We start from the raw sequence: 24,738 nt of genomic DNA on the forward strand, positions 1-24,738 counted from the left end.
ATTCCGGTGGAGTGCATCGGCCGGATCCCACCTCTTATCTGTGTCGGAGGCTCCCGGCCCACGGTGAGCGACACCCGGCCATCCCCCACGCACACCAGCCCCGTCCGGGCGCGTCTTGCGCTGCCCGCACGTCATCACCCGGCCGAGCAGAGGGAACCACCATGACCGACAAATCCGCACTCAAGCTCGACGTCGTGCCCGAGCCGACCGCCGCGCTCGGGATCCTCCCGGCTCGGCGTATGACCGCGAGCAGCGCGCTTGCCCCGCGCGCCGGCACGCCCACGGCCCGGTACGCCCGCGGCCCAGCGCCCGCGGCCCGGCTCTCCGACGAGCCGTGCGGGCCCCACTTCCCAGCGAAACGGAAATGCATGTGAGCGAAAGGCAGCTCGAAGTCTGCGTCATCGGTGCCGGCCCCCGGGGCCTGTCGGTCCTGGAGCGACTGTGCGCCGACGCCCGTGAACACGCCCAGAACACGGAGGTCGTGGTCCACGTCGTCGACCCGTGCCCGCCAGGCGCCGGCCGGGTGTGGCGCACCGACCAGTCGCACCACCTGCTGATGAACACCGTCGCCTCGCAGGTCACCCTGTTCACCGACCCGAGCGTGGAGATGGAGGGCGTCCTCGCGCCCGGCCCGAGCCTGTACGAGTGGGCGCGCGGCGTCGCGCTCATGGGCGAACCCACGGCCGACGGAGAGGCACTGGACGACCAGGTGCTGGCCGAGGCACGCGACCTGACGCCGGACTCCTATCCGACGCGCGCGTTCTACGGCAACTATCTGCGCTGGGTGTTCGCGCGGGTCGTCCGTACGGCCCCGGAGCACGTCAGCGTCACCGTCCACCCGCTGCGCGCGGTGCGGCTGCAGGACCGGCCGGACGGCCGCCAGCGCGTCACCCTGTCCGACGGCACCCGCATCGACGGTCTGGACGCGGTGGTCATGGCCCAGGGGCATCTGCCGGTGCGGCCGAGCGACACCGAGCAGCGGCTGGCGTCCTTCGCCCGGCGGCACACCCTGGCCTACGTGCCGCCGGGCAACCCGGCCGACCTCGATCTGTCCCGGCTGGCACCGGGCGAGAAGGTGGCCCTGCGCGGCCTCGGCCTGACCTTCTTCGACCACATGGCGCTGCTCACCGTGGGCCGCGGCGGCACGTTCGAACGCGACGGCGACGGGCTGCTGGTGTACCGCCCCTCGGGCCGCGAACCCGTCCTGTACGCGGGCTCGCGCCGAGGGGTGCCGTACCGCTCCCGGGGCCGTAACCAGAAGGGCGCGCACGGCCGCCACGAGCCGTTGCTGCTCACCCCGTCGAAGGTCGCCGAACTGCGCGAGCGTGCCGAGCGGGGTGGGCTCGACTTCGGGCGCGATCTGTGGCCGCTGATCGCCAAGGAGGTCGAGACCGTCTACTACACGACGCTCCTGACGCACCGCCAGGGCGCGCGGGCGGCCGAGCGGTTCCGCGCCGCGACCCTCGCGACCGGCCGGCAGTCCGCCGAGGAAGCGGCCGTGCTGGCGGCGTACGGGATCGAGGAGGCCGACCGCTGGGACTGGCAGCACATCGCCCGGCCGTACGGCGAGCGGGTCTTCTCCGGTCCCGCGCCGTGGCGGTCATGGCTGCTGGACGCGTTGCGCCGGGACCTGGCCGAGTCCGAACTCGGCAATGTCGACGGCCCCGTGAAGTCCGCCCTCGATGTGCTGCGGGACCTGCGCAACGAGGTCCGGCTCGTCGTCGACCACGGCGGGCTGACCGGCCACTCGTACCGTGAGCACCTGGACCGCTGGTACACACCGCTCAACGCGTTCCTGTCCATCGGGCCGCCACCCAGCCGCATCGAGGAGATGACCGCGCTGATGGAGGCGGGCGTGCTGCACGTCCTCGGCCCCGGCATGCGGGTGCGGGCCGACGAGCCGGCCGGCGTGTTCGTGGTCGACTCGGCCTCGGTGCCCGGATCCCGCACCGAGGTGACCGGCCTGGTGGAGGCCCGGCTGCCCGAGCCGGACCTGCGCAGGACCACGGACCCGCTGCTGCGCCATCTGACCGCCACCGGCCAGTGCGCCCCCTTCACGCTGCCCGACCCCGTGCACGGCGCCCACGAGACCGGCGGCCTGTCCGTCACCCCGCGCCCCTACCACCTGGTGGCCGCCGACGGCCGCCCCCACCCGCGCCGCTTCGCCTACGGCGTGCCGACCGAGTCGGTCCACTGGGTGACGGCAGCCGGGGTGCGGCCCGGGGTGAACTCGGTGACGCTGGGCGACTCGGACGCGATCGCGCTGGCGCTCCTGGCCCTGGCCGCGCCGGCGCCGGTCGCCGCAGGCGTCGCCAGGAGGCCGGAGCCCGCCCCCCTGGCACCGGGCGCGACCACCCACCGGCCGGCGACCGCCGTGCCGGGCGGCGGCACCGTCCCGCGGCCCGGGACCGCCGGTCCGCGCCCCGGCCAGGAACCCACCACCCACCGGCCGGCGACCGCCGTGCCGGGCGGCGGCACCGTCCCGCGGCCCGCGACCGCCGTGCCGGCCGGCGGCACCGTCCCGCGGCCCGCGACCGCCGGTCCGCGCCCCCGCCAGGAACCCACCCTCACGGCCGTTCAGGAGACCGAGTGAGCACCAACCGCCGACCGCCCGCCCCGCCGTCGTCGCCCGGCCACCGCCCCGCGCCGTCCCCCGACGGCGCCGCGCCCGCGGACCGGGCGTTCGCCGACACCGGACTGCTCTCGCCCGTGCGGGCCGGCACTCCCGCCGAGGCGGCCACGAGCGACGGCGCCTGCCTGCAGGCCCTGCTCGACGCCGAGGCGGCCCTCGCCCGGGCCCAGGCCGGTCTCGGCACCGTGCCCGAGCGGGCGGCCGTCGTCATCACGTCCGTCGCGCGGGCGGAACGGTTCGACGCGCGTGCCCTGGCGCTGGCCGCGCGGGCCGCCGCCAACCCCGTGGTCGCCCTGGTGCGGGCGCTGGCCGAGGCCGTGGCGGGCCAGGACCCCGACGCCGCGCACTACGTACACCAGGGTTCCACCAGCCAGGACGTCCTGGACACCGGTCTGATGCTGGTCGCGGCCCGCACCACGGAGCTGATCCTCGCCGACCTGGACCGCACCGCGGACGCGCTGGCCGCGCTGGCCGAGCGGCACCGCGACACACCCATGGCCGCGCGCACCCTCGGCCAGCACGCCGTGCCCACCACCTTCGGCCTCAAGGCGGCCGGCTGGCTCCAGGGCGTCCTGGACGCCGCCGAGCGGCTGCGCCGGGTCCGGGCCGACGGGCTGCCGGTGCAGCTCGGCGGCGCGGCCGGCACGATGGCCGGCTACCTGGAGTACGCGCGCGTCGTCGCGGGCCTCACCCCGGACGGACTCGACCGGTACGCCCGGCAGCTGCCCGCCGCGTACGCCGCCGAACTCGCTCTCGCCGAACCGGTGGTGCCCTGGCACACCGTGCGCACCCCCCTGGCCGACCTGGCGTCCGCGCTCACCGTGACCGGAGCGGTCCTCGGCACCTTCGCCGCCGACGTCCAGCTGCTGTCGCGCACCGAGACGGCGGAGGTGTCCGAGCCGGGCGCCGAGGGCCGGGGCGCGTCCTCCGCCATGCCGCACAAACGCAACCCCGCCCTGGCCGCCCTGATCCGCTCCGCCGCCTACCGGTTGCCGGGCCTGTCGAGCACGCTCGCCCAGGCGGCGGTCACCGACGACGAGCGGCCCGCCGGCGCCTGGCACGCCGAGTGGGAGCCGCTGCGTGCCGCCCTCAGGCTGGCCGGGGGCGCCGCGCACACCGCTGCCGAGCTGGCCGAGGGCCTGCGCGTGCACGCCGACCGGATGCACGCCAACCTCGGTCTCACCCGTGGCCTGGTGGTCTCCGAACGGCTCGCCGCCGCCCTCTCGCCCGCCCTCGGCAGAGCCGCTGCCAAGGCCGTCGTCTCCGCCGCCTCCGCGCGGGCCGCGACCGAGGGGCGCCATCTCGCGGACGTCCTGGCCGGGACACCCGAACTCGCCGGACGGCACGACGCGGAAGCGCTGCACGCCCTGTGCGCGCCGGAGCACTACACCGGCGCCGCCGGCCCGCTCGTGGACCGCGTCCTGGCCCGGCACCGCCGATCCCGCCAGGACGGCCGGGGTTGATCCCGCCCCGCCCGCACCTGTCGGCGTACCGACGCGGAAGGACTTGACGATGACGTAATCACACACCGGTGGGCGGCCCCGATCGGCCTGCACGTGACCCGCCGGACCGAGCCGCTGGACCCGCAGCGGGCCGAGGCCGAACCGGCCCGCCTGGAAGACGCCCTGGACACCCGGCGGGGACTGCTGCTGTCGGGCCGCTGCGACCAGCCCGGCCGCTATCGGCCGCACGACCTCGGCCAGGTCGACCCGCCCGTCGAAGTCACCGCCGACCACGAGAGCGTACGGCTGCGCGCGCTGAACGACCGCAGGCGCGTCCTGCTGCCCGCGCTGGCCGCCGCCCTGGCGCCGTACGGCGGGCACGCTCCCGGGCTTCGCGGACGGGGAAGCGGTCCGGGAGGCCGGAGAGCGGTAGCGGGTACGGCCCGGAGCAGAACGCCGGGATGGACGGCCCCGGGGAGGAGCGGGAGGCGGGGGAACGGAACGCCGGTGCCCGGGACGGTGCGCCCGGACGACGGCTTCGACGCCTTCGGGGTCGAGGACGCTTGGTTACTATGCTCACGGCATGCCGGAGGCCGGAAGCAAGGGTCGCACCGCCATCGACGGCCTGCTGGGAAGAAGGGGAGACGAACGTGCCAGGTGCGACTCCGCGGATTTCCCCCAGGGTGATCGTGGGCGTTTCCCCGGATGGCAGCACCTCGGAGGTTGCCGTGGAAGGCAAGGTAGATGAGCGACGGGACCTTCTGAAATGCTGAGAGAGGTCGCCGCGACCCGTTACGTCGAACCCCTGCGGTCCGGTGGCTCCGTCCCCGGAGTCGTCGAGGCCGACGACCTCGGCACGTACGTCGTGAAGTTCACCGGCTCGGCGCAGGGCCACAAGGCGCTGGTCGCCGAGATCATCGTCGGCGAGCTGGCCCGCGCGCTCGGCCTGCGCTTCCCGGAACTGGTCCTCGTCCGCTTCGACCCCGCCATCGCCGCCGCGGAACCGCACCAGGAGGTGCGCGACCTGCACAGTGCCAGCGCGGGCCTCAACCTCGGCATGGATCACCTGCCGGGCGCCCGGGACTTCACCCCGGAGATCGCCAGGACCTTCCCGGTGGACCCGCTGGAGGCCGGCCGGATCGTCTGGCTGGACGCGCTCACCGTCAACGTCGACCGTACGGTCCACAGCTCCAACCTGATGGTCTGGCCCACGCTCGGCACCGCGCCCGCGCGGCTGTGGCTCATCGACCACGGCGCGGCCCTGGTCTTCCACCACCGCTGGGACACCACGGCCCCGGGCCGCAGGTACGACTTCCGGCACCACGCCCTCGGTCACTACGGCCCCGACGTGCGCGCGGCCGACGCCGAACTGGCGCCCCGGGTGACGGAGGAACTGCTGCGCTCCATCGTCGCCCAGGTGCCGGACGCCTGGCTCGCCGGGGAGGGCGGCTTCGCCACGCCCGACGACGTCCGCGACGCCTACGTCGGCTACCTGCTGGACCGCGTCCGGCTCTCGCCCGAGTGGCTGCCCACCGACTTCCCGAGCCGCGAGGACCTGGCGGCCGAGGAGGCCGCCCGAACGGCGACGACACAAGCGGGCCGCCCGGACTGGCTGAAGCGGGTCCCCGACCTGCACGGCAAACCGGCCGCGGAACAGGATTGGTCGGTGCACCTCGGATGAACCATCGTGTGCAGATCGAGTACTGCACCCAATGCCGCTGGCTGCCCCGCGCGGCCTGGCTCGCGCAGGAACTGCTCACCACCTTCGAGACCGAGCTGGCCGAGCTGTCGCTCAAGCCCGGCACCGGAGGCGTCTTCACGGTCCGGGTGAACGGGGAGGTCGTCTGGGACCGCCGCGAGCATGGTTTCCCGGAGCCCACGGCGGTCAAGCGCCTGGTGCGCGACCGAGTGGCCCCGGGAAAGTCCCTGGGCCACTCGGAGAAGTCGCCGTGAGGGTCAGCCCTTGAGCTGCTGGTAGGCCGGCAGGGTGAGGAAGTCCGCGTAGTCCTCGTCCAGGGACACCCGCAGCAGCAGGTCGTGCGCCTCCCGCCAGTGGCCGGCCGCGAAGGACTCCTCGCCGATCTCCTTGCGGATGGCGTCCAGTTCCTCGGCGGCGACCTTGCGGGCCAGCTCCGGCGTGGCCTTGTCGCCGTTCTCGAACTCGACGCTGGCGTTGATCCACTGCCAGATCTGCGAGCGGGAGATCTCGGCGGTGGCCGCGTCCTCCATCAGGTTGAAGATGGCGACCGCGCCGAGCCCGCGCAGCCATGCCTCGATGTAACGGATGCCCACCTGGACGGCGTTGACCAGACCGTTGTACGTCGGCTTGGCGTCCAGCGAGTCGATCGCGATCAGCTGGGCGGCCTCCACGTGGACGTCCTCGCGCAGCCGGTCCTTCTGGTTCGGCTTGTCCCCGAGGACCTTGTCGAAGGACTCCATGGCGATCGGCACCAGGTCGGGGTGCGCGACCCAGGAGCCGTCGAAACCGTCGTTCGCCTCGCGGTCCTTGTCGGCGCGGACCTTCTCGAACGCGACCTTGTTGACCTCGGCGTCCCTGCGGGACGGGATGAAGGCCGCCATACCGCCGATGGCGTGCGCGCCGCGCTTGTGGCAGGTGCGGACGAGCAGTTCGGTGTACGCCCGCATGAACGGGGCCGTCATCGTCACCGCGTTGCGGTCCGGGAGGACGAACTTCGCCCCGCCGTCACGGAAGTTCTTCACGATGGAGAACAGGTAGTCCCAGCGGCCGGCGTTCAGCCCGGCGGCGTGGTCGCGCAGTTCGTAGAGGATCTCCTCCATCTCGTACGCGGCCGTGATGGTCTCGATCAGCACGGTGGCGCGGACGGTGCCCTGCGGGATGCCGAGGTAGTCCTGCGCGAAGACGAACACGTCGTTCCACAGCCGGGCCTCGAGGTGCGACTCGGTCTTGGGCAGGTAGAAGTACGGGCCCTTGCCGAGGTCCAGCAGCCGCTGTGCGTTGTGGAAGAAGTACAGGCCGAAGTCGACGAAGGCACCCGGCACCGGCGTACCGTCGGCGTCGGCCAGGTGCCGCTCGTCCAGGTGCCAGCCGCGCGGGCGCATGACGACGGTCGCCAGCTCCTCGTTCGGCCGCAGGGCGTACGACTTGCCGGTGCGCTCGTCTGTGAAGTCGATGTTCCGGGTGTAGGCGTCGATCAGGTTGGCCTGACCGAGGACGACGTTCTCCCACGTGGGCGCGGAGGCGTCCTCGAAGTCGGCGAGCCAGACCCTCGCGCCCGAGTTGAGCGCGTTGATGGTCATCTTGCGGTCGGTGGGGCCGGTGATCTCGACGCGCCGGTCGTTCAGCGCGGCCGGAGCCGGGGCGACCTGCCAGGTGTCGTCCGCGCGGATCGCGGCCGTCTCGGGCAGGAAGTCGAGCGTGCAGGTGCGGGCGATCTCGGCGCGGCGCTCGGCCCGGCGGGCGAGGAGTTCGTCACGGCGCGGGGTGAACCGCCGGTGCAGCTCCGCCACGAAGGCGAGCGCCGCGTCCGTGAGGACCTTCTCCTGCCGGGGCAGAGGCTCGGCGTCGACGATAGCCAGCGGGGACGGCGCTGGTGCGGACATGAGCTGTCACTTCCTTCAGCGGTGGCACCGGGTGCCAAGTGGCACGAACGGGACAGTGAGCGCCCACTGTGCGGTCGGACGCTTCTGAACAGTGGATACTAGTTTCCTCATCGTGGAACTTCAATGGTTTGTTGATGTCGAGATTCTCTGGGTCGAGGCAAGGTGGCGCTCGGTGCCACGTCCTTCACTCAAGGTGGCTCAGGTCGGCCTCGGTGTCGATGTCGTACGGTTCGGCGACGTCCGCGCACTCCACGAGCCGGATCTCCGCCTCGTGCGCCGTGAGATAGGCCCGCGCCCCGCGGTCCCCGACGGCCGTCTCCTCGATGCCCGCCCAGTGCGCGGCACCGAACAGCACGGGATGCCCGCGCACCCCGTCATAGGCGGCGGAGACCAGCGATTTCTCGTCCTCGTACGCACCGAGCACCCGGGCCACCGCGGCCCGCCCGATGCCGGGCTGGTCGACCAGGCCGACCAGGGCCGCGCGCGCCCCCGTACCCGTGAGCGAGGCCAGCCCCGCGCGCAGCGAGGACCCCATCCCCTCAGCCCAGTCCGGGTTGTCCACCAGCACACAGCCGGCCAGCTCGGCGCGCCTTCGCACCTCGTCCGACCCGGCCCCCAGCACCACATGGACGCGCCCGCACCCCGCCGCGCGCAGTGCCGCGACCGCGTGCTCGACCAGGGGCCGCCCCCGGTGCGTCAACAGCGCCTTGGGGCGTCCGCCGAGCCTTCTGCCGCCGCCTGCGGCGAGCAGCAGCCCCGCGACATCCGCCTGGAGATCCTGGTTGTCCCTCATGGGTCCTGCATACCCGACGGCGGCGGAACCGGCCGGTTTTTCCGGCGCCGATTCCGTTGGGCTGAATTTCGGTCCGCGTTGTGGCGCTCCCGCACGGCGTGGCGTTTACTGGCCCGCGCACGACGGCGTGTCAGGGGGGAGGGCTGTGTTGCGGAGCTTGGGGCAGAGGCAAGTGACCGGCAGCGACGAGGATCCGAGGGTGGCGGAACTGCGGACCGCGGTGTCCCGGCTGCGCCGGGAACTCGCCGCGTTACCGGCGACCTTCCCCGACCGGGCGATAGCCGAGGACGAGCTGGCGGCCCTGGCCGCGATGGCCGCCGGCGGCCTGCCGGAGATCCCGCGCCTGCGCAGCTCCCTGTTGCTGATCGCGGGCGCGATCGGCTCGGTCAGCGCGCTGGCTCCCGGCCTGCGCGGTGTGCGGGAGGCGGTGGAACTGTTCGGGCAGCCCCCGCGGCAGGGGTGACCGCGTCCACCCGGCAGCGCGGGGGACCGGGGCACGGCCGCCGCGGAGTGACGTGATCAACTGCCGACGCGAGTCACCGACCTCTTGGCCGAGGGCGGCTAGGCGCCGGAACTCGCCAGTGCCTGGGACAGCTCGACGGCGACCTGCTGGAGCATCGGCACGATCTTCTCGGTCGCCGCTTCCGTCACCCGCCCGGCCGGTCCGGAGATCGAGATCGCGGCCGCCGTCGGGCTGTCCGGGACGGACACCGCAAGACAGCGCACCCCGATCTCCTGCTCGTTGTCGTCCACGGCGTATCCCATCCGCCGCACGTCGTCCAGTGCGGCGAGGAACCCCTCGGGCGTGGTGATCGTCTTCTCCGTGGCCGCGGGCATCCCGGTACGGGAGAGCAGTGCCCGCACCTCCGGGTCCGGGACCCCGGCGAGCAGCGCCTTGCCCACGCCGGTCGAGTGCGGAAGCACCCGGCGGCCCACTTCCGTGAACATCCGCATCGAGTGCTTCGAGGGCACCTGGGCGACGTAGACGATCTCGTCGCCGTCGAGCAGCGCCATGTTCGCCGTCTCGCCGGTCTCCTCCACCAGCCGGGCCAGGTACGGCCGCGCCCAGGTGCCGAGCAGCCGGGACGCGGACTCGCCGAGGCGGATCAGCCGGGGCCCGAGCGCGTAGCGCCGGTTGGCCTGCTGGCGTACGTAGCCGCAGGCGACCAGCGTGCGCATCAGCCGGTGGATGGTCGGCAGCGGCAGTCCGCTGGTCGCGGACAGTTCACTCAGACCCACCTCGCCGCCCGCGTCCGCCATCCGCTCGAGCAGGTCGAAGGCACGCTCCAGGGACTGCACCCCGCCGGCGGCGGAGGGCTTGGCGGAGTCGGTGGTGCTGGCGCTGGACGTCGGCACGGCGCGTTCCTTTCGGGACAGGCAAGAGGGCAGAAGCCTACCCGGCGGCCGGTTGACTCCCTGCTTGTACGTAGCTACGTTCTGCTTGATGGAATTGTAATTCCGCTTTGTGGAAACGTCCAGAGGGGCCGCTCTCTCGTGCCGTCCGGAAGTGTGCCCCTTGACGACGGAGAAGCCGGAGTGAAGACTCCTTCAACAGAACGTTGAAATCCGTTACGTGGGTGTAAATCCCGTTTCCTGGACGTAAAACGGCGGAGTAGAGAGGGGTTCGGGTGTCCGACGCTGAACTGGTGCTGCGCTCGACGCGCGTGATCACTCCGGAAGGGACGCGGGCCGCCACGGTCACCGTGTCCGCCGGGAAAATCATGGCCGTCCTGCCGTACGACGCCGAGGTCCCGGCCCGGGCCCGGCTGGAGGACGTCGGCGACCACGTCCTGCTGCCCGGCCTGGTCGACACCCACGTGCACGTCAACGACCCCGGCCGCACCGAGTGGGAGGGCTTCTGGACCGCCACCCGTGCCGCGGCGGCCGGCGGCATCACCACCTTGATCGACATGCCCCTCAACTCCCTGCCGCCGACCACCACGGTCGACCACCTGCGGACCAAGCAGGAGGTGGCCCGGGACAAGGCGCACATCGACGTCGGCTTCTGGGGCGGCGCCCTGCCCGACAACGTCAAGGACCTGCGCCCGCTGCACGACGCCGGCGTCTTCGGCTTCAAGTCCTTCCTGTCCCCGTCCGGCGTGGACGAGTTCCCGCACCTCGACCAGGACCAGCTCGCCCAGTCCATGGCCGAGATCGCCGGGTTCGACGGGCTGCTCATCGTGCACGCCGAGGACCCGCACCACCTGGCCGCGGCCCCGCAGCACGGTGGCCCCCGGTACGCCGACTTCCTCGCGTCCCGCCCGCGCGACGCCGAGGACACGGCCATCGCGGCCCTCGTCGCGCAGGCCCGGCGGCTGGGCGCACGCGTGCACGTACTGCACCTGTCCTCCAGCGACGCCCTGCCGCTGATCCGTGCGGCACGCGCGGAGGGCGTCCGCGTCACCGTGGAGACCTGCCCGCACTACCTCACCCTCACCGCGGAGGAGGTCCCGGACGGCGCCAGCGAGTTCAAGTGCTGCCCGCCCATCCGCGAGGCCGCCAACCGGGACCTGCTGTGGGCGGCGCTGGCCGACGGCACCATCGACTGTGTCGTCACCGACCACTCGCCCTCCACGGCCGACCTGAAGACCGACGACTTCGCCACCGCGTGGGGCGGCATCTCCGGCCTCCAGCTCAGCCTGTCGGCGATGTGGACGGAAGCCCGCAAGCGTGGCCACGGCCTGGAGGACGTGGTCCGCTGGATGTCCACGCAGACCGCCGCACTCGTCGGTCTCGGGCAGAAGGGCGCCATCGAGGCCGGCCGTGACGCCGACTTCGCCGTCCTCGCCCCCGACGAGACCTTCACCGTCGACCCGGCCGGCCTCCAGCACCGCAACCGGGTCACCGCCTACGCCGGCAGGACCCTGTACGGCGTCGTCAAGTCCACCTGGCTGCGCGGCGAACGCATCGTCGCCGACGGCGAGTTCAGCGACCCGAAGGGCACGCTGCTCAGCCGCCCCCAGTGAGCCTTCCCCCTGCGCGCGGCCTCGCCCGAGCAGGGGCCCATCCCGCACCCGCACCCGGCCGACTCCCAGAAAGGACCCCCTGATCACCGTGACGGCGATACCTACCTTCACCGGCGACGCGAACCCCTACGGAGGCGGCGACCCGTACGCGGACTACCGCACTGCCGACTTCCCCTTCACCCAGTACGCCAACCTCGCCGACCGGCAGCTCGGCGCCGGTGTCATCGCCGCCAACGACGAGTTCTTCGCCCAGCGGGAGAACCTGCTGGTGCCCGAGCGGGCCGAGTTCGACCCCGAGCACTTCGGCCACAAGGGCAAGATCATGGACGGCTGGGAGACCCGCCGCCGGCGCGGCGCCTCCGCCGGGCACCCGTGGCCGACCGCCGAGGACCACGACTGGGCGCTGGTCCGCCTCGGCGCGCCCGGAGTGATCCGCGGGATCGTCGTCGACACCGCCCACTTCCGCGGCAACTACCCGCAGGCGGTCTCGGTCGAGGGCGCCTCCCTACCCGGCTCGCCCTCCCCGGAGGAGCTGCTGGGCGACGACGTGAAGTGGACGACCCTGGTCCCGCGCACCCCGGTCGGCGGCCACGCGGCGAACGGCTTCGCCGTCTCGGCCGAGCAGCGCTTCACCCACCTGCGGATCAACCAGCACCCCGACGGCGGCATCGCCCGCCTGCGCGTGTACGGCGAGGTCGTCGCGGACCCCGAGTGGCTTGCGGTCCTCGGCACCTTCGACGTGGTCGCCCTGGAGAACGGCGGGCAGGTCGAGGACGCCTCCAACCTCTTCTACTCGCCGGCCACCAACACCATCCAGCCGGGCCGCTCCCGCAAGATGGACGACGGCTGGGAGACCCGGCGCCGCCGCGACCAGGGCAACGACTGGATCCGCTACCGGCTCGTCGCCCAGTCCCAGATCCGCGCGATCGAGATCGACACGGCCTACCTGAAGGGCAACAGCGCCGGCTGGGCGTCGGTCTCCGTGCGGGACGGCGAGGACGGCGAGTGGACCGAGATCCTCCCGCGCACCCGGCTCCAGCCCGACACCAACCACCGCTTCGTCCTGCCCGAGCCGGCGGTCGGCACGCACGCGCGGGTCGACATCTTCCCCGACGGCGGCATCTCCCGTCTGCGCCTGTTCGGCTCCCTGACCGAGCCGGGCGCGAGCGGCCTCGCCGCCCGCCACCAGGAGCTGGGCGGCTGATCCTCGCCCACGCGCGCGTGGGGCGCCCCGGCCGGACAGCACCGGGGCGTTCCACGCGCCACCCCTCGTGAACCCCGTCCCGCCGGTGCGGAACTCTTCCCTCCATCTCCTGCGTTGTCTTCCACGTGACCCTTCAGCAAGAGATCGTCGGCACCGCCATGCAGATGGCGGTCGTCAACCTGCACCCCGGCCAGACCGTCTACTGCGAGGCCGGAAAGTTCCTGTTCAAGACGGCGAACGTGACCATGGAGACGCGGCTGTCCGGCCCGTCGAACGGCGGCGGCCAGCAGCAGAGCGGTTCGGGCAGTGGCATGGGCGGCCTGCTCCGCCAGGCCATGGGCACCGCCATGCAGGTCGGCCAGCGCATGCTCGCCGGTGAGTCCCTGGCCTTCCAGTACTTCACCGCGCAGAGCGGCGAGGGCACGGTCGGCCTCGCCGGCGTGCTCCCCGGCGAGATGCGGGCCCTGGAGCTCGACGGCACGCGCGCGTGGTTCGCCGAGAAGGACGCCTTCGTGGCCGCCGAGTCCACCGTCGACTTCGGGATCGCCTTCGCCGGCGGCCGGACCGGGATGAGCGGCGGCGAGGGCTTCATCCTGGAGAAGTTCACCGGGCACGGCACGGTGATCATCGCCGGCGCGGGCAACTTCATCGATCTGAACCCGGCGGACTTCGGTGGCCGAATCGAGGTCGACACCGGCTGTGTGGTCGCCTTCGAGGAGGGCATCCAGTACGGCGTCCAGCGCGTCGGCGGCCTCAACCGCCAGGGGATCATGAACGCCGTCTTCGGCGGTGAGGGCCTGTCCCTGGCCACCCTGGAGGGCAACGGCCGGGTGATCCTCCAGTCCCTCACCATCGAGGGCCTGGCCAACGCCCTGAAGAAGGCCCAGGGCGGCGACAAGCAGGGCCCGACGGGCGGACTGTTCTCGACACACACCGGCTGAGCGGACCGGGCCGCCGGGAGTGCGGGGCGCCTCCGTCGGCGGCATCTGTCACAGCGCCCTTCCGTCGCAGGCGGACGACACCCTGCGGCTCATCGGCCAGGGCGGGCCGGGACAACCGTGCCGGAGGCCGGTGTCCGGTCCGCGCTCAGCCGGGCTTGTGGCTCTCCGCGGCGGTGAACAGGGCGACCGCGAGCACCACGAGCGCGACGCTCGCGTAGATCTCGTAGCCGTCGAGGAAACCGATCCGCTGCACGAGGCCCACGTGCCGGCCGGTGAACTCGTGCACAAGGCCCAGCACGCCCTGCACCAGGGCGATGAATCCGAGAAGTTCCAGAACCTGTTTCACGCCACGACCCTCGCCCGCGGCGCTCCCCGGCGCATCGGCCGCGGGGCGGGTGCGCGGCGCCGAAAGGCTGCTCCTGCGCCGGCGGGCGGAGCCGAAAGTCCACGGCGGTGCGACTTTGGTCGCTGCCCCCGGGCGATTGGTCGGTGATCCGGGCCGCGGAGCGGCGAGGGAGCGCGAGCCGTGCGTACATTTGTCGACCGTGAGCGATGACGAGCAGGCGCGGACGCCGAGGGAGTTCCTGGGCCGCCGGTGGCTGTTCCCGTCCGCGCTGGTGTACGAGCTGGACCCGGACGCCGGCGACTCCGGCCGGCGGCCACGGCGCACGGCGCGCGACTGGGTCGTCGACTTCTCCTGCTTCCTGCTGGCCCTCGGCATCGGCCTGGCGGCGGCCCAGTCCCTGCCCGAGGAAGCCGGCCTGCCGCACTCCTTCGTCGTCCTCGACCAGATACTGGGCGCCCTCTCCTGCGGGGCGGTCTGGCTGCGCCGCCGGTGGCCGGTGGGGCTCGCCCTCACGATGGTCCCGGTCGGCCTGCTGTCCAACACCTCGGGCGGCGCGGCGATGGTCGCCCTGTTCACGCTCGCCGTGCACCGGCCCTTCCGGTACGTGGCCGGGGTCGGCGGCGTCGATCTCGCGCTGCTACCGCTCTTCTTCTGGGTGCGGCCCGACCCCGACCTGCCCTACGTCGTGGTCACCGTCTTCACCGCGCTGCTCACCGTGTCGATCACCGGCTGGGGCATGTTCGTCCGCTCCAAGCGGATGCTGATGCTGAGCCTCAGGGACCGGGCGCACCGGGCGGAGACCGAGGCACGGCTCCGGGCCGAGCAGGCGCAGCGCCTGGCCCGCGAGGCCATCGCCCGCGAGATGCACGACGTGCTGGCCCACCGGCTCACCCTGCTCAGCGTGCACGCGGGCGCCCTGGAGTTCCGGCCGGACGCGCCCCGGGAGGAGGTCGCGCGGGCCGCCGGGGTGATCCGGGAGAGCGCCCACGAGGCCCTCCAGGATCTGCGGGAGATCATCGGCGTACTGCGGGCCGGCGAGTCCGACGAGCCGTCCGGCGGGCGTCCCCAGCCGACACTGGCCGTGCTGGACGCGCTCGTCGCCGAGTGCCGCCAGGCCGGCATGAAGGTCACCCTCGACCACCGCGTCGCCGACCCGGCCGCCGTCCCCGCCTCCGTCGGCCGCACCGCCTACCGCATCGCCCAGGAGGCCCTGACCAACGCCCGCAAGCACGCCCCCGGCACCGAGGTCACCGTCCGCCTCACCGGCGCCCCCGGCGACGGTCTGACGGTCACCGTCACCAACCCCGAGCCGCCCGCCGACGTCCCGCCCGTACCCGGCTCCGGCCAGGGCCTGATCGGCCTCACGGAACGGGCCACGCTGGCGGGGGGACACCTGGAACACGGCACGGGCCCCGGCGGGGGGTTCGAGGTGCGGGGCTGGCTGCCGTGGCCGCGGCCCTGAGGGACGCCGTCCACGCACTCATCCCCGTACGCCTACGCCAACGCACCCGGGACGTGTCCGCACTCGCCTGGGCACGCGCGTCCGCGCACTCATCCCGGGACGCCTGCGCGAACTCATCCCCGTACGCCTCTGCCAACTCACCCGGGGACGAGCCCGCGCACTCACCCGGGACGTGTCCGCGCACTCTTCCCGCACGCGTACGCGTGCCTCCCGCTCCTGACCGGTTCCCCACCATCCCGCTGCCCGGCCGTGATTACGTGACCCCATGACTGCGACGCCGATCAGACTCCTCCTCGTGGACGACGACCCCCTCGTGCGCGCCGGTCTGGCGCTGATGATCGGCGGGGCCGAGGACATCGAGGTCGTCGGGGAGGCCGCCGACGGCGCGGAGGCCGACGCGCTCGTGCGGCGGACCCGGCCGGACGTCGTCCTGATGGACATCCGGATGCCGTCGGTGGACGGGATCACGGCGACGCGCCGGCTGCGCGCGCGGCCGGACGCCCCGCAGGTCGTGGTGCTCACCACCTTCCACGCCGACGAACAGGTGCTGCACGCCCTGCGCGCCGGAGCCGCCGGTTTCGTACTGAAGGACACCCCGCCCGCCGAGATCGTCGACGCCGTGCGCCGGGTCGCCGCCGGCGACCCGGTCCTGTCGCCCGCCGTCACCCGGCAGTTGATGCGGCACGCGGCGGGTACCGCCGCCGACGCCCGGCAGACCCGCGCGCGCGAACGGCTCGCCGTGCTGAACGACCGCGAACGCGAGGTCGCCGTCGCCGTCGGCCGGGGCCTCGCCAACGCCGGGATCGCCGCCGAACTGTTCATCAGCGTGGCCACCGTCAAAGCCCACGTCTCGCGCGTCCTCGCCAAGCTCGGCCTCGACAACCGGGTCCAGATCGCGCTGCTCGTCTACGACGCGGGGCTGCTGGAGAACGACGACGGGCGCCGGCCGGACGGCGACGACGGGCACTAGCCGAACGGCGACGACGGGCACTAGCCGGACGCCGTACGCGTTGTCCGGGTACCGGCCGACGGCCGTGGCCTCGGGGCAGCCGTGATGAGGAGACATGGAACGAGTGATCGACCTGACGCATTCGTCCGACGCACTGCGCCGGGACCCGCACCCGGTGTACGCGCGCCTCCGCGCGCAGGGCCCCGTCCACCGGGTCCGGCTGGCCATGCCGGGAGGTGACTGGGAGACCTGGCTCGTCGTGGGCTACGAGGAGGCCCGTGCCGCCCTCGCCGACCACCGGCTGGCCAAGGACATCACCAAGATCGGCAGCGCGCCCCTGGACGAGCAGCTGATCGGCAAGTACCTGCTGGTCGCCGACCCGCCACAGCACACGCGCCTGCGCAGCCTCGTCGCGCGCGCGTTCACCATGCGCCGGGTCGAGCAACTCCGCCCACGCATCCAGCAGATCACCGACGGTCTGCTCGACGACATGCTGCCGCACGGCCGCGCCGACCTCATCGACTCGCTCGCCTACCCGCTGCCGATCACGGTCATCTGCGAGCTGCTCGGCGTCCCGGAGATGGACCGCGCGGAGTTCCGGAAGATCTCCACGGAGGTGGTCGCGCCGACCGACGCGGACACCGGGGACGCCGCGACCGTCCGCCTCGCCGAGTACCTCACCGAGCTGATCGAGGACAAGCGCCGTGCCGGCCCCACGGACGATCTGCTCAGCGACCTGATCCGCACCACCGCCGAGGACGGCGACCGGCTCTCCGCGCGGGAACTGCGGGGGATGGCCTTCCTCCTGCTCGTCGCGGGCCACGAGACCACGGTGAACCTCATCGGCAACGGCGTACTCGCCCTGCTCACCCATCCCGCGCAACTGGCCGCCCTGCGCGCGGACATGACCCTCCTCGACGGGGCGGTGGAGGAGACGCTGCGCTGGGAGGGGCCCGTGGAGAACGCCACCTACCGGTACGCGGCCGAACCCCTGGAGATCGCGGGCACCAGGATCGGGCACGGCGAGGACGTGCTGATCGGCCTCACCGCCGCCCAGCGGGACGGTGCCCGGTACGCCGACCCGGACCGCTTCGACATCCGCCGCGACACCCGTGGTCACCTCGCCTTCGGCCACGGCATCCACTACTGCCTGGGCGCGCCGCTGGCGCGTCTGGAGGGCAGGATCGCGATCGGCACCCTCCTGGAGCGTGCCCCCGGCCTCGCCCTGGACGGCGAGCCGGGGGAGTGGCTGCCGGGCATGCTGATGCGAGGCGTACGGAGCCTGCCGGTGCGGTGGTAGCCACCGGTGGACGTACGACCCGGGGCCGGCTGCGGAGAGGCCGTGCGTCCCGGACACGTCCGTCAGCTGTACGAAGGCTGGGCGTCCCGGACGCGTCCGGGACGCCCAGCCGCACGAAAGCCGTGGGTCCGGGACCCCCGCACGCGTCCGTCAGCCGCACACGGACCGTGGGTCCTCCACGCGTCTCAGCCGTACGAAACTCAGTCGTACGGGGCCGAGGGCTGGGGACCCGTTTCAGTCGTACGAAGCCGAGGGCTGGGGACCCGTCTCAGTCGTACGAAGCCGAGGGCTGGGGACGCGTCTCAGTCGTCCGACGGCGGCCGTGGCCGGTCCGGGATCTCCGCCAGCGCCACCGGTCGCCGGTCGTGGCGGGAGATCTCGCACGCCTCGGCGATCCGTAGCGCCTGCAACGCCTCCCGCCCGTCGCACGGGTTGGGCCGCTCGCCCCGCACCACCTCCACGAAGGCGTTCAGCTCGGCCTCGTAGGCGGGCCCGAACCGCTCCAGGAACCCGGTCCACGGCTTGTCCGCCGCCGGCGGTCCGGTCGGTTCGGTGGACGCCAGGGGCGTACGGTCGTCCAGGCCCACCACCACCGTGTCCCGCTCTCCGGCCAGCTCCATGCGGACGTCGTAGCCCGCGCCGTTCAGCCGGGTCGCCGTCGCCGTCGCCAGGGTGCCGTCGTCCAGCGTGAGCAGGGCCGCGCCCGTGTCGACGTCACCGGCCTCGCGGAACATCGCCGGACCGCGGTCGGACCCGGTGGCGTACACCTCGGTCACCTCCCGGCCCGTCACCCAGCGCAGCACGTCGAAGTCGTGGATCAGCGTGTCCCGGAACAGCCCGCCGGACAGCGGCAGCCACTGTGCCGGGGGCGGGGACTCGTCGCAGGTCATGGCCCGTACGGTGTGCAGCCGGCCGAGCCGGCCGGTGGCCACGGCCGCCCGGGCGCCGGCGTAGCCCGCGTCGAACCGCCGCTGGAAGCCCATCTGCAGGACCGTCCCGGCGGTCTCCACCTCGGCGAGCGCGTGCAGCGTGCCCGGCAGGTCCAGCGCGATGGGCTTCTCGCAGAAGACGGGCAGGCCCGAGCGGGCCGCCCGGCCGATGAGCTCGGCGTGGGCCGCGGTCGCCGTGGTGATCACCACCGCGTCCACGCCCCATCGGAAGATCTCGTCCACGCCCGGCGCCACCGTTTCACCCAGCCGGTGCGCCAGCCCCTGCGCCCGCGCCGGGTCCACGTCGGTCAGGATCAAGGAGCCGACCTCGCGATGACGGCTGAGCGTCCTCGCGTGAAGGGTGCCGATGCGGCCTGTACCGATGACCCCGATGCGCATGGAAACAAAGTGAGGGCGAACCCCGTACGCTGTCAATGCGTATGTCCGGACAACCGGACTACACAACTTCCCGTCAACCTCGCACGGGGCTACGCTCGGGCCCGTGCCGAAACCAGAGGTGGACCCGACCGTGTCGCTCGAACTCCGTGTGGACCGTAGCTCCCCGGTGCCCTTGTACTTCCAGCTCTCCCAGCAGCTGGAGGCCGCCATCGAGCACGGCACCCTCACCCCGGGCAGCCTCCTGGGCAACGAGATCGAGCTGGCCGGGCGGCTCGGCCTGTCCCGGCCGACGGTCCGCCAGGCCATCCAGTCCCTCGTCGACAAGGGGCTCCTCGTCCGGCGCCGGGGTGTGGGCACACAGGTCGTGCACAGCCAGGTCAAGCGCCCGCTGGAACTCAGCAGCCTCTACGACGACCTGGAGGCGGCCGGCCAGCGCCCCGCGACCAAGGTGCTGGTCAACACGGTCGTCCCGGCGTCCGCCGTGGTCGCCGCCGCGCTCGGTGTCGCCGAGGGCGGCGACGTCCACCGCATCGAGCGGCTCCGCCTCGCGCACGGCGAACCGATGGCCTACCTGATCAACCACCTGCCGCCCGGCCTGCTCGACCTGGACACCGGACAGCTGGAGGCCACCGGCCTGTACCGGCTGATGCGGTCCGCCGGGATCACCCTGCACAGCGCCCGCCAGTCCATCGGCGCCCGCGGCGCCACGGCCGCCGAGGCCGAGCGGCTCACCGAGGCCGAGGGGGCCCCGCTGCTCACCATGCAGCGCACCACCTTCGACGACACCGGCCGCGCGGTCGAGTTCGGCGACCACATCTACCGTCCGAGCCGCTACTCCTTCGAGTTCCAGCTGCTCGTACGGCCTTGACGCCCCCGGCTTTCGTCGCAATGTCCGGACAATAGGACCGGTCTGCGGTCCCCGGCCGTGTCATGCGTGTTCCCCGTGTTCGATACTGAAGTGTTTGGGGCTGGTGAGGTCGCCGCCGGATGCCGACGGTGAGGTCGCCCGCCCCTTACGCACGTCGGAGCACAGCAAGAGCACAGCAAGAAGGGGCATGGCCTCGTGGCACGGTTTCGGACCTGGGTAGGCATAGCGCTGGCGGGGGCACTCTCCGTGTCCCTGGCGGGGTGCAGCAGCACCGGAGGCAAGCGGGCGGAGGACGCCCGCAAGGCCGCCGCGGCCCAGGGGAGGGCGGCGGTGAACACCCCGCGCTGGACGTTCGCGATGATCACCCACTCGGGAGACGGCGACACCTTCTGGGACATCGTGCAGAGCGGTGCCGAGCAGGCCGCCCTGAAGGACAACATCAAGTTCCTCTACTCGCACGACGACGAGGCCCAGCAGCAGGCGCAGCTGGTGGACGCGGCCGTGGACAAGAAGGTCGACGGCATCATCGTCACCCTCGCCAAGCCGGACGCCATGAAGGCCGCCGTGGCTCGTGCCGAGAAGGCGGGCATCCCGGTGATCACGGTGAACTCGGGCTCCGAGGAGTCCAAGGCGTTCGGTGCCCTCACCCACATCGGCCAGGACGAGACCGTCGCCGGCCAGGCCGTCGGTGACGAGCTGAACAAGCGCGGCCGGAAGAAGGCCCTGTGCGTGCTGCACGAGCAGGGCAACGTCGGCCACGAGCAGCGCTGCGACGGCGTCGCCGACACCTTCCACGGCACACTGCGCAAGCTCTACGTCAACGGCACCAACATGCCCGACGTCCAGTCCGCGATCGAGGCCAAGCTCCAGGCCGACACTTCCATCGACTCGGTCGTCACCCTCGGCGCGCCCTACGCCGACACCGCGGTGAAGGCGAAGGCGGACGCGGGCAGCAAGGCCGAGATCGACACCTTCGACCTCAACGCCAAGGTCGCGGCCGCGCTGAAGGCCGGCACCCTCGGCTTCGCCGTGGACCAGCAGCCCTACCTCCAGGGCTACCAGGCCGTCGACCTGCTGTGGCTGTACAAGTACAACGCCGACGTCCTCGGCGGCGGCAAGGCGGTCCTGACCGGCCCCCAGATCATCACCAAGGACCAGGCGTCCGCACTGGCGGAGTACACCGACCGGGGCACCCGATGACCGCCACCTTGGAACGCGGCGACGGCAAGACCGCCGACGAAAGGATTCTGCAGACCTCGCCGCTGCGGAAGCTGCTCGCCCGCCCGGAACTGGGCTCGGTGGTCGGCGCCCTGGCCGTCTTCGTCTTCTTCGCCTTCGCCGCCGACGGCTTCCTGCGCGCCTCCAGCCTGAGCACGGTCCTGTACGCCTCGTCGACCATCGGCATCATGGCCGTACCGGTGGCCCTGCTGATGATCGGCGGCGAGTTCGATCTGTCGGCAGGCGTCCTCGTGACGTCCTCCGCGCTGGTCTCGTCGATGTCCAGCTACCAGATGACGGCGAACACCTGGGTCGGCGTGGGCGTCTCGCTCCTGGTCACCCTCGCCGTCGGCGCCTTCAACGGCTTCGTGCTCACCCGCACCCAACTGCCCAGCTTCATCGTCACGCTGGGCACCTTCCTGATGCTGACGGGCATGAACCTCGGCTTCACCAAGCTGATCGACGGCACCGTCTCCACCAAGACCATCGCCGACATGGAGGGCTTCGAGAGCGCCCACGCCGTCTTCGCCTCGACGCTCACCGTCGGCGGTGTCGGCATCAAGGTCACCATCCTGTGGTGGCTGGGCCTGGTCGCCCTCGCCTCCTGGATCCTGCTGCGGACCCGCACCGGCAACTGGATCTTCGCCGTCGGCGGCAACGAGGACGCGGCCCGCGCGGTGGGCGTCCCGGTCGCCAGGACCAAGATCGGCCTCTACACGGGCGTCGCGTTCGGCGCCTGGATCTCCGGACAGCACCTGCTCTTCTCCTTCGACGCCGTCCAGTCCGGTGAGGGCGTCGGCAACGAGCTGATCTACATCATCGCGGCCGTCATCGGCGGCTGTCTGATCACCGGCGGCTACGGCAGCGCGGTCGGCTCGGCCGTCGGCGCGCTCCTGTTCGGCATGACCAGCAAGGGCATCGTCTTCGCCGAGTGGAATCCCGACTGGTTCAAGTTCTTCCTCGGAGCGATGCTGCTCCTCGCGACCCTGCTCAACGCCTGGGTCCGCAAGCGCGCGGAGGCCACGAAATGACCGAGACCGTCACGCGTACGCCCCTGGTGGAGCTGTCCGACGTCGGCAAGCGCTACGGCAACGTCCGCGCCCTGGAAGGCGTCTCCCTCCAGGTCCACGCGGGCGAGATCACCTGCGTCCTCGGCGACAACGGCGCCGGCAAGTCGACGCTGATCAAGACGATCGCGGGCCTGCACCGGCACGACACCGGCACCCTGCGCATCGAGGGCGAGGAGACCCGCCTCGCCTCCCCGCGCGAGGCTCTGGACCGGGGCATCGCCACCGTCTACCAGGACCTGGCCGTCGTGGCCCTGATGCCGGTCTGGCGCAACTTCTTCCTCGGCTCCGAGCCCCGCATCGGCATCGGTCCCTTCAAGCGCCTGGACACCGACCTGATGCGGCGCACCACCCGCGAGGCGCTGCTGCGCATCGGCATCGACCTGCGCGACGTCGACCAGCCCATCGGCACCCTCTCCGGCGGCGAACGCCAGTGCGTGGCGATCGCCCGCGCCGTCCACTTCGGCGCGAAGGTCCTGATCCTGGACGAGCCGACGGCGGCACTGGGAGTGAAGCAGTCCGGTGTGGTCCTGAAATATGTGGCCGCGGCACGGGACGAGGGTCTGGGTGTTGTCTTGATCACCCACAATCCGCATCACGCGTATCTGGTGGGCGATCACTTCGTACTGCTGCGACGCGGCGCGATGGTGGGCCATCACACACGGGACGAGATCACGCTGGACGAGCTGACCCGGCAGATGGCCGGCGGATCCGACCTGGACGCTCTGCGCCACGAACTACAGCGTGGCTGAGGGGCGCGGGGCCGTGCCGGTCCGCGGCTTCGCCGCGCGGGCGCGAGCGACCGCGACACACCCGGCACCCGACGGCGATCGCGCACCTCTCCCGTCCCGTACGGCACCCACACCGGCGGTGAGGCACAATCGACCAACGATGAGCACCTACCGCGACCTCACCGCCCCCATCGGCTCCCGCCGGGCCCCTGTGCTCCGTACGGTCGGGACCCGGGAACGCCGATCCCACCTGACCGCACCCCGGGTGCCGACGGTCGGCATCGACATCGGCGGCACCAAGGTCATGGCGGGCGTCGTGGACGCCGACGGCAACATCCTGGAGAAGCTCCGCACGGAGACCCCGGACAAGTCCAAGAGCCCCAAGGTCGTCGAGGACACCATCGTCGAGCTGGTCCTGGACCTGTCCGACCGGCACGACGTGCACGCGGTCGGCATCGGCGCGGCCGGCTGGGTCGACGCCGACCGCAACCGCGTCCTGTTCGCCCCCCACCTGTCCTGGCGCAACGAACCGCTGCGCGACCGCCTCGCCGGCCGGCTGTCCGTGCCGGTGCTGGTGGACAACGACGCCAACACCGCCGCCTGGGCGGAGTGGCGCTTCGGCGCCGGCCGTGGCGAGGACCACCTCGTGATGATCACCCTCGGTACCGGCATCGGCGGCGCCATCCTGGAGGACGGCCAGGTCAAGCGCGGCAAGTTCGGGGTCGCCGGTGAATTCGGCCATATGCAGGTCGTGCCCGGCGGCCACCGCTGCCCGTGCGGCAACCGCGGCTGCTGGGAGCAGTACAGCTCCGGCAACGCGCTCGTCCGCGAGGCCAAGGAGCTGGCCGTGGCCGACTCCCCGGTGGCCTACGGGATCATCGAGCACGTCAAGGGCAACGTCGACGACATCACCGGCCCGATGATCACCGAGCTGGCCCGCGAGGGCGACGCGATGTGCGTGGAGCTGCTCCAGGACATCGGCCAGTGGCTCGGCGTCGGCATCGCCAACCTCGCGGCGGCTCTCGACCCCTCCTGCTTCGTCATCGGCGGAGGCGTCAGCGCCGCCGACGACCTGCTCATCGGCCCGGCCCGGGAAGCCTTCAAACGCCACCTCACCGGCCGCGGCTACCGCCCCGAGGCCCGCATCACGCGCGCCCAGCTCGGCCCCGAGGCGGGCATGGTGGGCGCCGCCGACCTGGCCCGGCTGGTCGCCCGCCGGTTCCGCCGCGCCAAGCGGCGCCGGGTGGAGCGCCACGAGCGCTACGAGCGGTACGCCCGGGCCCGCCGCGACCAGGACAGCGCATGACGCCCTCGCTGCCCCACCAGGGCGGCCCGCCCGACGACCCGGAACAGCCGGCGGAGGACCCGCGGCACAAGGCCAAGCGCCGGGCGCTGACCTTGCTGATCATCGTCCTGCTCATCGGCGTCCCGGCCGGCTACCTGGTGATCTCCGCGAACCAGAGCCGCGACAGCGGCAAGGACAAGGAGGCGATGTACTCCGCGACCGGCCTCACCGCCGGCTGGCCGTCCAAGGTGCAGCGCCGCCTCTACCAGGTGACCGTCCCGCACCCCGCCGACGACATCGCCTACTACGAGACGAACAACTGGAAGACCAGCCGCCTCTACGTCCAGTTCCACACCAACCCCGCCGGACTGGACAGCTTCCTGGAGGCCATGGGCGTGCGCCGGGAGCAGCTGAGGAAGGACTACATCGCGGTCGGCGAGCGGGACCGGAAGGTCAGCGGCTGGACCTTCAGCGGCCAGGGCCCCTGGTGGGGCCTGACGCACGAGCAGAAGAACCCGGCGCCCACCCAGGACGTCGTCGTCAACCTCTCCGACCCGCAGTACCCGACGGTGTTCATGGTCTCCCGCACGGTCCCGTGACCAGCCCCGACCGGGCCTCGGCGCC

At 72.4% G+C, this 24,738-nt stretch carries 23 protein-coding genes; 18 read left to right on the plus strand and 5 right to left on the minus strand.

The genetic code is table 11. The features are described 5' to 3' along the window. Nucleotides 1-161: 161 nt before the first annotated feature. The 5 genes from ACIGYR_RS01060 (at nucleotide 162) to ACIGYR_RS01080 (ending at nucleotide 6,027) form a co-directional block, all read left to right on the plus strand. On the plus strand, nucleotides 162-374 hold the full coding sequence (locus ACIGYR_RS01060) for a hypothetical protein (protein ID WP_399604703.1): 213 nt from the start codon (nucleotides 162-164) through the stop codon (nucleotides 372-374). Further along, entirely contained in the window at nucleotides 365-2,593 is a 2,229-nt protein-coding gene (locus tag ACIGYR_RS01065; protein WP_399604701.1) for an FAD/NAD(P)-binding protein, read from the plus strand. The genes ACIGYR_RS01060 and ACIGYR_RS01065 overlap by 10 nt, the downstream gene beginning before the upstream one ends. Continuing rightward, nucleotides 2,590-4,095, plus strand: coding sequence for a 3-carboxy-cis,cis-muconate cycloisomerase (pcaB, locus tag ACIGYR_RS01070; protein ID WP_399604699.1), 1,506 nt, complete (start codon nucleotides 2,590-2,592; stop codon nucleotides 4,093-4,095). Before ACIGYR_RS01065 ends, pcaB begins: the two co-directional genes overlap by 4 nt. A 745-nt stretch (nucleotides 4,096-4,840) precedes the next feature. Beyond that, entirely contained in the window at nucleotides 4,841-5,755 is a 915-nt protein-coding gene (locus ACIGYR_RS01075) for a HipA family kinase (RefSeq protein WP_391841454.1), read from the plus strand. Beyond that, the gene (locus tag ACIGYR_RS01080; protein WP_391841456.1) at nucleotides 5,752-6,027 is read left to right on the plus strand and encodes a SelT/SelW/SelH family protein; all 276 of its coding nucleotides are present in this window, start codon (nucleotides 5,752-5,754) and stop codon (nucleotides 6,025-6,027) included. Before ACIGYR_RS01075 ends, ACIGYR_RS01080 begins: the two co-directional genes overlap by 4 nt. Nucleotides 6,028-6,030: 3 nt before the next feature. Here ACIGYR_RS01080 and aceB read toward each other — a convergent pair whose 3' ends face one another. Next, nucleotides 6,031-7,656, minus strand: a complete 1,626-nt coding sequence (gene aceB / locus ACIGYR_RS01085; RefSeq protein WP_399604696.1) for a malate synthase A — start codon at nucleotides 7,654-7,656, stop codon at nucleotides 6,031-6,033. Nucleotides 7,657-7,840: 184 nt separating this feature from the next. Continuing rightward, entirely contained in the window at nucleotides 7,841-8,449 is a 609-nt protein-coding gene (locus tag ACIGYR_RS01090; protein ID WP_399604693.1) for an NTP transferase domain-containing protein, read from the minus strand. A 145-nt stretch (nucleotides 8,450-8,594) separates the two neighbouring features. On the opposite strand from ACIGYR_RS01090, the gene ACIGYR_RS01095 reads away from it, so the two are divergent. Continuing rightward, on the plus strand, nucleotides 8,595-8,912 hold the full coding sequence (locus ACIGYR_RS01095) for a DUF5955 family protein (RefSeq protein WP_399604692.1): 318 nt from the start codon (nucleotides 8,595-8,597) through the stop codon (nucleotides 8,910-8,912). Between the two features lie 98 nt (nucleotides 8,913-9,010). On the opposite strand, the gene ACIGYR_RS01100 is transcribed toward ACIGYR_RS01095, so the two are convergent. Beyond that, a complete protein-coding gene (locus ACIGYR_RS01100) occupies nucleotides 9,011-9,805 on the minus strand; it encodes an IclR family transcriptional regulator (protein WP_391841464.1) in 795 nt (264 codons plus the stop codon). Nucleotides 9,806-10,077: 272 nt separating this feature from the next. Here ACIGYR_RS01100 and allB point away from each other — a divergent pair, with 272 nt between their 5' ends. The 3 genes from allB to ACIGYR_RS01115 all read left to right on the plus strand — a co-directional run bounded on the left by allB (nucleotide 10,078) and on the right by ACIGYR_RS01115 (nucleotide 13,560). Further along, nucleotides 10,078-11,415: an allantoinase AllB gene (gene allB, locus ACIGYR_RS01105; RefSeq protein WP_399604689.1), complete on the plus strand. Its 1,338-nt coding sequence runs from the start codon at nucleotides 10,078-10,080 to the stop codon at nucleotides 11,413-11,415. 88 nt (nucleotides 11,416-11,503) lie between these two features. Beyond that, nucleotides 11,504-12,619, plus strand: coding sequence for an allantoicase (gene alc, locus ACIGYR_RS01110; protein WP_399604687.1), 1,116 nt, complete (start codon nucleotides 11,504-11,506; stop codon nucleotides 12,617-12,619). A gap of 125 nt (nucleotides 12,620-12,744) precedes the next feature. Then, nucleotides 12,745-13,560, plus strand: a complete 816-nt coding sequence (locus ACIGYR_RS01115) for an AIM24 family protein (protein WP_399604685.1) — start codon at nucleotides 12,745-12,747, stop codon at nucleotides 13,558-13,560. A gap of 145 nt (nucleotides 13,561-13,705) precedes the next feature. On the opposite strand, the gene ACIGYR_RS01120 is transcribed toward ACIGYR_RS01115, so the two are convergent. Then, entirely contained in the window at nucleotides 13,706-13,906 is a 201-nt protein-coding gene (locus tag ACIGYR_RS01120; RefSeq protein WP_399604683.1) for a hypothetical protein, read from the minus strand. Nucleotides 13,907-14,096: 190 nt separating this feature from the next. Here ACIGYR_RS01120 and ACIGYR_RS01125 point away from each other — a divergent pair, with 190 nt between their 5' ends. From ACIGYR_RS01125 to ACIGYR_RS01135, 3 genes are all read left to right on the plus strand, one after another. Continuing rightward, nucleotides 14,097-15,368 carry a sensor histidine kinase gene (locus tag ACIGYR_RS01125; protein ID WP_399604681.1) on the plus strand — a complete coding sequence of 424 codons (1,272 nt, stop codon included), beginning with the start codon at nucleotides 14,097-14,099 and terminating at the stop codon, nucleotides 15,366-15,368. A gap of 265 nt (nucleotides 15,369-15,633) precedes the next feature. Further along, a complete protein-coding gene (locus ACIGYR_RS01130) occupies nucleotides 15,634-16,338 on the plus strand; it encodes a response regulator (RefSeq protein WP_399604679.1) in 705 nt (234 codons plus the stop codon). A 94-nt stretch (nucleotides 16,339-16,432) separates the two neighbouring features. Further along, nucleotides 16,433-17,617, plus strand: a complete 1,185-nt coding sequence (locus tag ACIGYR_RS01135) for a cytochrome P450 (RefSeq protein ID WP_399604677.1) — start codon at nucleotides 16,433-16,435, stop codon at nucleotides 17,615-17,617. Nucleotides 17,618-17,919: 302 nt separating this feature from the next. On the opposite strand, the gene ACIGYR_RS01140 is transcribed toward ACIGYR_RS01135, so the two are convergent. After that, complete coding sequence (locus ACIGYR_RS01140; RefSeq protein ID WP_399604675.1) at nucleotides 17,920-18,945, minus strand: Gfo/Idh/MocA family oxidoreductase; 1,026 nt, start codon at nucleotides 18,943-18,945, stop codon at nucleotides 17,920-17,922. A 130-nt stretch (nucleotides 18,946-19,075) separates the two neighbouring features. On the opposite strand from ACIGYR_RS01140, the gene ACIGYR_RS01145 reads away from it, so the two are divergent. From ACIGYR_RS01145 to ACIGYR_RS01170, 6 genes are all read left to right on the plus strand, one after another. Further along, nucleotides 19,076-19,813: a GntR family transcriptional regulator gene (locus ACIGYR_RS01145; RefSeq protein ID WP_399604791.1), complete on the plus strand. Its 738-nt coding sequence runs from the start codon at nucleotides 19,076-19,078 to the stop codon at nucleotides 19,811-19,813. 195 nt (nucleotides 19,814-20,008) lie between these two features. Then, nucleotides 20,009-21,013 carry a sugar ABC transporter substrate-binding protein gene (locus ACIGYR_RS01150; RefSeq protein ID WP_399604674.1) on the plus strand — a complete coding sequence of 335 codons (1,005 nt, stop codon included), beginning with the start codon at nucleotides 20,009-20,011 and terminating at the stop codon, nucleotides 21,011-21,013. Beyond that, a complete protein-coding gene (locus ACIGYR_RS01155; protein WP_391841484.1) occupies nucleotides 21,010-22,062 on the plus strand; it encodes an ABC transporter permease in 1,053 nt (350 codons plus the stop codon). Before ACIGYR_RS01150 ends, ACIGYR_RS01155 begins: the two co-directional genes overlap by 4 nt. Then, the gene (locus ACIGYR_RS01160; RefSeq protein ID WP_399604671.1) at nucleotides 22,059-22,850 is read left to right on the plus strand and encodes an ATP-binding cassette domain-containing protein; all 792 of its coding nucleotides are present in this window, start codon (nucleotides 22,059-22,061) and stop codon (nucleotides 22,848-22,850) included. The genes ACIGYR_RS01155 and ACIGYR_RS01160 overlap by 4 nt, the downstream gene beginning before the upstream one ends. Before the next feature lie 139 nt (nucleotides 22,851-22,989). After that, nucleotides 22,990-24,135, plus strand: coding sequence for an ROK family glucokinase (locus tag ACIGYR_RS01165; RefSeq protein WP_399604670.1), 1,146 nt, complete (start codon nucleotides 22,990-22,992; stop codon nucleotides 24,133-24,135). Then, entirely contained in the window at nucleotides 24,132-24,713 is a 582-nt protein-coding gene (locus ACIGYR_RS01170) for a sugar kinase (RefSeq protein WP_399604668.1), read from the plus strand. The genes ACIGYR_RS01165 and ACIGYR_RS01170 overlap by 4 nt, the downstream gene beginning before the upstream one ends. Nucleotides 24,714-24,738 lie beyond the last annotated feature (25 nt).

Origin of the sequence: Streptomyces sp. NPDC053076 (assembly GCF_044546845.1) — a bacterium.
GTDB lineage: Bacteria > Actinomycetota > Actinomycetes > Streptomycetales > Streptomycetaceae > Streptomyces.

Coding starts and splice junctions, on each gene's coding strand:
- ACIGYR_RS01160 (WP_399604671.1), top strand. CDS start 22,059: ATGACCGAGACCGTCACGCGTACGCCCCTGGTGGAGCTGTCCGACGTC.
- aceB (WP_399604696.1), bottom strand. CDS start 7,656: ATGTCCGCACCAGCGCCGTCCCCGCTGGCTATCGTCGACGCCGAGCCT.
- ACIGYR_RS01075 (WP_391841454.1), top strand. CDS start 4,841: ATGCTGAGAGAGGTCGCCGCGACCCGTTACGTCGAACCCCTGCGGTCC.
- ACIGYR_RS01155 (WP_391841484.1), top strand. CDS start 21,010: ATGACCGCCACCTTGGAACGCGGCGACGGCAAGACCGCCGACGAAAGG.
- ACIGYR_RS01130 (WP_399604679.1), top strand. CDS start 15,634: ATGACTGCGACGCCGATCAGACTCCTCCTCGTGGACGACGACCCCCTC.
- ACIGYR_RS01165 (WP_399604670.1), top strand. CDS start 22,990: ATGAGCACCTACCGCGACCTCACCGCCCCCATCGGCTCCCGCCGGGCC.
- ACIGYR_RS01090 (WP_399604693.1), bottom strand. CDS start 8,449: ATGAGGGACAACCAGGATCTCCAGGCGGATGTCGCGGGGCTGCTGCTC.
- ACIGYR_RS01060 (WP_399604703.1), top strand. CDS start 162: ATGACCGACAAATCCGCACTCAAGCTCGACGTCGTGCCCGAGCCGACC.
- ACIGYR_RS01065 (WP_399604701.1), top strand. CDS start 365: ATGCATGTGAGCGAAAGGCAGCTCGAAGTCTGCGTCATCGGTGCCGGC.
- ACIGYR_RS01135 (WP_399604677.1), top strand. CDS start 16,433: ATGGAACGAGTGATCGACCTGACGCATTCGTCCGACGCACTGCGCCGG.
- ACIGYR_RS01080 (WP_391841456.1), top strand. CDS start 5,752: ATGAACCATCGTGTGCAGATCGAGTACTGCACCCAATGCCGCTGGCTG.
- ACIGYR_RS01140 (WP_399604675.1), bottom strand. CDS start 18,945: ATGCGCATCGGGGTCATCGGTACAGGCCGCATCGGCACCCTTCACGCG.
- ACIGYR_RS01170 (WP_399604668.1), top strand. CDS start 24,132: ATGACGCCCTCGCTGCCCCACCAGGGCGGCCCGCCCGACGACCCGGAA.